This window comes from Vulcanococcus limneticus LL (genome assembly GCF_002252705.1).
Taxonomy (GTDB): domain Bacteria; phylum Cyanobacteriota; class Cyanobacteriia; order PCC-6307; family Cyanobiaceae; genus Vulcanococcus; species Vulcanococcus limneticus.
On sequence record NZ_NQLA01000039.1, the window covers coordinates 19,803 to 27,179 of the forward strand.

A 7,377-nucleotide genomic window follows, 5' to 3' on the forward strand; every position below is an offset into this window, starting at 1 on the left:
TGAACTGGAGGCCAACGCCTGGGGCTCAGAGTTCGCCGTTGAACGCTTGATGCAGGAGAGACTTCTTCAGTTCCTCCAGGGCGGCGAGTTTGCGTTCGTAGAGGCGGGTGAGGTGTTGGCTGTTTTCAAGCAGACCATCGAGTGTGCCAACAATCCGCTCCTGATCTTCAAGCGGCGGGATGATGTGGAAAAACTCTCGCTGTTTTGTTATAGGCACTTGGTTGCGCGTAGATTGTCGCATTACTTGTAAATACTGCTTCTTAAACTCTTGGGAGCGCATGTAATGGGCCAGATACTCAGCAAGAATGTGATTGGGATTGCATCGATAGTAGGTAAGCGATGTACTCAGAATCACTTTCTCCTCGACGGTATGGAGAATAGCAACAGGCCCGACGGTGGCGTTGTGCGCAAAAAGAACGTCACGATTCCTAGAGATCCCTTTCCGAAGGAGGCCGGCCCTGGCTGGAGTCAAAAACTTAGCCCGCGACATATCAATATTGCTTTGGCCATCAAGACAGTTTGCAGAGATATAAGGAACACCTTCTTGGACGAACTCTTCCTTCCTTGGGTAATCACTTCCGTGGTTGCCGTCTAAATGCCCTTCGATCCATCTGCGATTAAGAAGAGTTTCCAGCGACACGCTTTCCCATCCCTCCCCCCTCTGGCTGAAGACGGATTGAAGATGACTCTCAAAGAGCGCGCGAGCGTTCTGGAGGTTCCGTTCGGTGTTGGCTTTGGCGGTGGCGAGGCCCGCAAACGCTTCGTCGAGCAGGGCGACGATTCGCTGCTGTTCGGCGAGTGGGGGATAAGTGAATGGAATGGCCTTGTACGCGTCCCCATTCAGATTGCGAATTCCAGTTGAGTGACTCTGAATTGCCTCAGTGACTCCAGACAGATAGGCCCAATGCAAAAACTTATGCAGATAGCGAAAGTCAACCTCCCCTGGATCACGGACACGTAGCGCTGCCGTGAAATTACTGAATGAAAACTCTCCGTCTTGCTTGTCGAATAAAACCACACGCCCGACAGGCTGCTTCGGGCCGCCACCAGACTTTTCAAGGATAATGTCCCCAAACTGGAGCCGCCTCTTCTCAAACTTCTTCGCCTCTACCTCAATGAAGGCGATATCAGAATCATCCAGAGTGCCTTCCTTGGTGAAGTTGGTATTTCTGATTACCCCGACAGTAACGAATGGAGGTTTGTCACCTTTCCATAAGCCATTACTGAAATGGCAGACATCATCAAGTGTCTTGGCCGTCCACCCTTCTCTCATACCAACGCCCTGATCCTCCCCAGCACCTCCGCACTCTCCGCATCCAGCGCGGCAATCTCCGCCATGATCTCCTGCGGGCTCCGCAGCGCCACCGCCTCACCCCCATGGGGGTTCTTCACCGAGAGATCCCAGCTCTCTGGATCAATGGAGTCCACCGCCACGCTCCAGCTCTTGGGCGAATCCGCAAAGGTTTTCTGGAGTTCCACGAACTCCGCCAGGTCGCGGTCGTTGAGCGGGTTGGTCTTGCCCAGGTTGCGACCGGGATCGAGCTGGTAGAACCACACCTTGCGAGTGGGCGCACCCTTCTCGAAGAACAGCACCACCGTTTTCACCCCCGCCCCCTGGAAGGTGCCGCTGGGGCAGTCGAGCACCGTGTGCAGGTTGCAATCCGTCAGCAACTTCTGGCGCAGGGCCACCGAGGCGTTGTCGGTGTTCGAGAGAAACGTGTTCTTGATCACCACGCCGGCGCGGCCACCCGCGCGCAGCAGGCGGATGAAGTGCTGCAAAAACAAAAAGGCGGTTTCACCGGTGCGGATCTCGAAGTTCTGCTGCACCTCCTTGCGTTCGCTGCCGCCGAAGGGCGGGTTGGCGAGGATCACATCGAAGCGGTCGCGCTCCTGCACATCGCTGAGGTTTTCGGTGAGGGTGTTGGTGTGCAGCACCTTGGGCGCCTCGATGCCATGGAGGATCATGTTCATGATCGCGATCACATAGGCGAGACTCTTCTTCTCCTTGCCGGTGAAGGTGCGGGTCTGCAGCGTGACCAGATCGGCGGTGCTGAGTTCCACCCCCGTGGATCCGCCCTTGCGCATGTACTCGAACGCTTCGCACAGGAAGCCGGCGGAGCCCACCGCCGGGTCGTAGACCGACTCGCCGATCTGGGGGTTCACCACCTGCACGATGGCGCGGATCAGCGGCCGGGGCGTGTAGTACTCACCGCCGTTGCGGCCGGCGTTGCCCATGCGCTTGATCTTTTCCTCATAGAGCATGGAGAGCTCGTGCTTCTCCGCCTGGGAGCGGAACTGAAGGCCATCGATCACATCAATGATCTCGCGCAGGTTGTAACCGCTGGAGATTTTGTTGCGAAGTTCGCCGAAGATCTCGCCGATCTTGTATTCGATCGTGTTTGGCCCGCTGGCGCGCTGCTTGAACTGCTCCAGATAGGGGAACAGCTTCTGGTTCACGAAATCGCGCAGGTCGTCGCCCGTGAGTGCGGCATTGTGATCGAGCTGGCCGCTGCCATCCTTCGGTGCGGCCCAGCTGTTCCAGTGGTAGCGCTCCTCCAGAATCGGGCTGGGGCTGCGGCCCTCCAGCAGAGCCAGGGCGGCGCGGTCGTCCTCCAGGCCGTCGAGGTATTTGAGGAACAGCAGCCAGGAGGTCTGTTCGGTGTAGTCGAGCTCGGTGCCGCAGCCGGCCTCCTTTCGCAGGCAGTCGTCGATGGCGCGGAAGGCCTGCTCGAAGCTGCTGGCAGAGGTTCCAGCGCCGGAGCCCCTGGCAGCCCTGGTGCGTCGAGCGGGCCTGTCGGTGTTGGCTGTCGTTGAAGGCTCAGCGTCCTCGCCGCCGGCGAGAACCACCGAGCCACCACGGCCCCGGCCAGGCACGATCTGGCGACGGCTGAGCAGTTCCGCCTTGACGGCGTCGTAGGTGGCCTCGTCCCACTCGAGAACATCGCGCAGGCGGCCATTGCCAGCGGAGCCGCCCAAGGCGGCCAAGGCACCGAGAAATTCGTCCTGCAGGTCGTCCTCCTGGCCGGCATCGCGCAGCGGTCTCTGGGCGGCGAGGGTCAAGGGGTCCGGTAGGAGGCGGGGCCAAGCCTGCCAGTAGGGCAGGGGTGATTGCAAGTGAGACGCCAGCTATACGTCAGGTGCATGCCTTGGCGGCGGGATCATGGACAATACTGGCTGGGCTCAGCGGATGCAATGCAGCCAACTAATACTCATCAACGCTGGCCATCACCTGCCCGCAGAGATCCATAGGAGAAGATCCTCAGAAGTCACAGTCAATCGGCGGCGGCGGATCAGGTGCATGGCCGTGTTAGAATTAAGGATCTTTGAACATGCTTGTAAGCTTATTATTCTCGTGAAAGTAAATGTTGAATCCGTAAGATGAATATGCGCCTTGAACTAGCTCCACCAGCTTTGTGGCAGCAGAATGAGCCATGTTTCGCGGAGACAGCTTTCCTTTTCTCTTGCTTTTATTTGCAACATACAGCTCTGCCAGTTTAGAGAAGAAGATCATGTCAATTGCACTGCCATCCACCCAGTCGACAGATTTCGCATAGCCGGCGACCCATTCGAGGTTGGTTTTCTTGTTTTCTAAGAAGAAACGCGCGAAGTCCGCGTTACCGGTGAGGCATGTGCCCAAGAACAACCCCTTGATCTGCTTGTTTGCATTCGCAGTAATTAAGATATTACGAGCCTCAGCCCTGCTGATTGATCTATCGACGCTGGGTCCTATCGCTTTTTCATCGCCATGGCTCGCGAGGTATACAATCTCGGTTCGCTCATCGGCACCTCGCATATTCATTACAGCAGAGAGCGATGATTTATCGGCAAACATATCGTAAGCGAATGCGCTGGGATTGTCGTAATGAATAGAGGCAACCGCCTCAAATAAAGGCCGAACACTGTGATTGCCTTTCTCCCACCAACGAGACTCAATAACTGAAAAAGGGCAGGCTGCCATGGACTAATCTTGGTTTGTTTTGTGAAATTCTAACGCTCTAGATCAGAAGCGGGCAGGAGATCTTGTCAAGCGAGAATACTCATGCGCCCGCCTTCTGCTTCTGGATGTTAGCCATTTTGGCGACCAAGACCGATTCTGTTAAACACAGGTGTCTCTGATTAGGCTGGGCTGGACTTTAGTTCTTCGCTCAAGTTGTCTATGCGCGAAGCGTTGCTTCGCAGTAGGCGCTTTACCAATCGAAAATTCATGTTGATGCCGCTTTGGCCACCACGAACACGAGTGCGACGTCGGGGGCTTGACATTTCCTCGAGACGCGAAAAGCCATCAAGGATAACTTGTGAAAGCCTGATATTAGACTTTTCGGGGTATGTAGCTACTAGGGAATAAATTCGTGCGCTCTTTTTGCCAATCTCTGCGTGAAGATATTTCGACAGGTGCTTCTTTTCCGTGGGCTCATCTACAATATAAGTAAATCTAATACCACTATTCCTTGATGTGCGATCCTGAAAGACTGATATCGTATCCGGGACATCATATGGAGAGACAATCAAGCTAGCGCCTTCTCCGGGCTCGATGGGGCCGGCCACTTCGGTGGCAAACCTTGATGGATCTGTGAGAATTGGGCGAGAGATTAGCTCCATGTTAGAAATCCTTCAGAAGTTGATCAAGAATTGGGAGATGCAGATTGATGATGTCTTGTATTCTATTCTTTTTCAGGCTGTGCTGTGAGCTGTCAATCACGATAGCGCCCCAAGGCTCATTGTCAACATATACTGGTAGACCGTAAAACGAACGAGCCCTAAGATTTTTGCGCTGGTATCTTTTAAGAGGAAAGAACGAAGCATCTTCATAGACTTTCTTATCAGCTTCCGGGCAGTTCGCGGAAATGTCAGGCAAGTCTGGAAGATCAATACGGCTTCTATGTGCCCATGTTCTGCCGGCAACTCCCTCGGCTTTCAATGGGTCATCAGGTGCCATAAAAATAGACAACATCTGCTGATATGTGTGGCTCGATCGTGCCACTGGAACCATCCATCCCGACCAAGGCCATGAAAACCGAAAGTAGAATGGCCACAGCCGAAAACAAGGATGAAAGCGGTCTCTTCTAAATAACGTTACGCGATGGTAGTGTGATGTGCTATCAAGATATTCTTTGAATAGATGCTTGTCAATCGCGTCTAGCGTTGCTTGAATTGATTTCCATTGCAATGGCCTACCTATCCAACGTCTAATACCTTCAAAAATACCGGCAAGCAAAAGTAGAAGTGGCACCAGCCACCAGCACATCTGCTGCAACGCCAAGACATGCTGAGCTAGTTGAGCCCCCATCTTACTCCTAATATCCTCTACTTTTGCTTCTAGAAGGGCTGTGGTTATCGCGGATCCTATGAACAGCACAAGATTGGCTTGTCCCAGAAATTCGAAGAGCCCAAGTTGCCTAAGAATCCTTCTCATTGGCAACGCTGAATGATCGAGACATCTATTTGTGGGGGAATTTAGCGGTTTAGTAGCGACACGCCTATGTATGTGATTGCCTGTAACACACGAGAGTCGGCGTCAAGGTGCAAATCTAAAGCCTAAGCAGCTCCTTTGGAGATGGCTAACTTGTTATTGGGCAGAACCGCATAAGCCCTTCCGCAGGCCCTCTCGCGCAGTATAAGCAGCAGAAAGACACCAGCCAACACCCCCAGAACCCAGAGCGGGCAAACGCTTTGAAGGAGGACACTCAGGCCCCTCAGGCTGTTCAGCGGACCCGTGAACACCAAGTGTCCCCAGCTACATCAACGCGCCCCCACCAACGTCTTCTCCAGCTCCCTCCGCCACTCCCCCGCCCCAAAGGCATGGCGACGCCCGTGCCCAGGCAGCAGCCAGCGCACATCCAGATTCAGCAGCTTCTCCACGGAGCGCAATTGCTCCTCCCAGTTCCACCAGCAGTAGCGGCGGGAGGCCACCACGCCGGGTGGATCCACGCCCCACCAGAGGTGGTCGCCGCTGAACAGCACCTGGCCGGCGAACAGCACCACCAGCGAGCCCGGCGTGTGGCCGGGGGTGGGGATCAGCTGCAGGTCGGCATCCAGCGCCACGGGCTCCGTTCCCTCCAGCCGGTGCTCCGCCTCCGGCGCCGCGCTGGCATCGGCGGCGTGGATCCAGCGCCCGCAGCCGAAGTGGCGGGCCCAGGCGGCGTGGTCGGCCACGTCGTCGCGGTGGCTGAGCACGATCTGCTGGATGCCGCCCAACTCCGCGATCTGGCGGGCTAATGCTCCACTCCAGCGCGGCGCATCGATCAGCACATTGTTGGCGCTGCCATCGGCGTGGCGGCGCACCAGCAGCCAGCTGCTCGCCCCGAAGCTCTTGCGCGACGCCCAGCCGCAGTAATACGTGTCGCCCTCGGGCCGCGCGTCCACCAGGGAGGGGAAGCCATCGGCGGGGGTCTGCGCCAGCAGTTCGCGGCTGGTGCCGATCGCCGCCACCGGACAGGCCTGCAGCGCCAGCAGCGCCTGGCGCACCTCCGCATCCCCCTGGGGCTGGTGCTGCACGTGGGAGGCCTCGCCGGCCGGGGCGAAGTGGGCCGGATCGAACTGCCAGCAGGTGCCGCAGTCGATGCAGCTGCGGTCCACATAGAAGGGGCCGGCCGCATTGGCGGCCAGTCGCTGCTGTACGCGGGCCATGGCGCTCCCGGCGGATCACCCCAGCCTGGCGGCACCGGGCCGGCCAGCCGCGCCCCGATCAATCGCATCAGCCAGTCTTATCGTTTAGCCGCCAACTGATCAGCTGGCGCTGCCTATGGTTGCGGTCCAGCCCAGCCCCGTCCGCCATGACCGTCGCCCGCTTCCACGCCCCCGGTGCCACCGCCAGCGACCACGCCCCACCCGGCGCCGCCCGCACCGCCGAGCGCGCCGTGCCCTGGCACCAGCAGTTCCGCCGTCCGCAGATCGTCCAGTCGCTCGAGGCCGTGCAGGATCTGATCGCCGTGTCGCTCTGCGTGGGCCTGTTCTGCGTGATGGCGCTGCAGCTCAAGACGATCTTCGCCTCACTCCTCACCACGCCGCAGTTTCACGCCATCACGGCCGACATCCTCTTCATCCTGATCCTGGTGGAACTCTTCCGCCTGCTGATCATCTACCTGCAGGAACAGCGCGTGTCGATCGGCGTGTCGGTGGAGATCGCGATCGTGTCGGTGCTGCGTGAGGTGATCGTGAACGGCGTGCTCGAAACCGACTGGCAGCAGATCCTGGCGGTGTGCCTCTTCCTCGCCACCGCCGCCCTGCTGATGGTGGTGCGCGTGTGGTTGCCGCCCACCTTCGCCGGCGTGGATCCGGAGGCCAGGGCTGCCTAAAGGTCTGTCCATGTGGCTCTTGCGAGGCCTGTCAGCATTGGGTTTGGTCAGCGGGATTCCTCCCTTCCAATGGCCGAAACCA

At 57.6% G+C, this 7,377-nt stretch carries 6 protein-coding genes; 1 reads left to right on the top strand and 5 read right to left on the bottom strand.

All coding sequences use genetic code 11. The features are described from left to right. Nucleotides 1–25: 25 nt before the first annotated feature. The 5 genes from CJZ98_RS13415 to CJZ98_RS13425 all read right to left on the bottom strand — a co-directional run bounded on the left by CJZ98_RS13415 (nt 26) and on the right by CJZ98_RS13425 (nt 6,627). Entirely contained in the window at nt 26–1,273 is a 1,248-nt protein-coding gene (locus tag CJZ98_RS13415) for a restriction endonuclease subunit S (protein ID WP_094591640.1), read from the bottom strand. Beyond that, the gene (locus CJZ98_RS13420; RefSeq protein ID WP_232756472.1) at nt 1,270–3,060 is read right to left on the bottom strand and encodes a class I SAM-dependent DNA methyltransferase; all 1,791 of its coding nucleotides are present in this window, start codon (nt 3,058–3,060) and stop codon (nt 1,270–1,272) included. The genes CJZ98_RS13415 and CJZ98_RS13420 overlap by 4 nt, the downstream gene beginning before the upstream one ends. A gap of 253 nt (nt 3,061–3,313) precedes the next feature. Further along, nucleotides 3,314–3,958, bottom strand: a complete 645-nt coding sequence (locus tag CJZ98_RS18380) for a hypothetical protein (RefSeq protein ID WP_157910992.1) — start codon at nt 3,956–3,958, stop codon at nt 3,314–3,316. Between the two features lie 642 nt (nt 3,959–4,600). Further along, complete coding sequence (locus CJZ98_RS18385; protein WP_157910993.1) at nt 4,601–5,260, bottom strand: hypothetical protein; 660 nt, start codon at nt 5,258–5,260, stop codon at nt 4,601–4,603. Nucleotides 5,261–5,739: 479 nt separating this feature from the next. Further along, entirely contained in the window at nt 5,740–6,627 is an 888-nt protein-coding gene (locus tag CJZ98_RS13425) for an MBL fold metallo-hydrolase (protein ID WP_094591641.1), read from the bottom strand. A 146-nt stretch (nt 6,628–6,773) separates the two neighbouring features. On the opposite strand from CJZ98_RS13425, the gene CJZ98_RS13430 reads away from it, so the two are divergent. Next, the gene (locus CJZ98_RS13430; protein ID WP_094591642.1) at nt 6,774–7,295 is read left to right on the top strand and encodes a phosphate-starvation-inducible PsiE family protein; all 522 of its coding nucleotides are present in this window, start codon (nt 6,774–6,776) and stop codon (nt 7,293–7,295) included. The last annotated feature ends 82 nt before the right edge of the window (nt 7,296–7,377 follow it).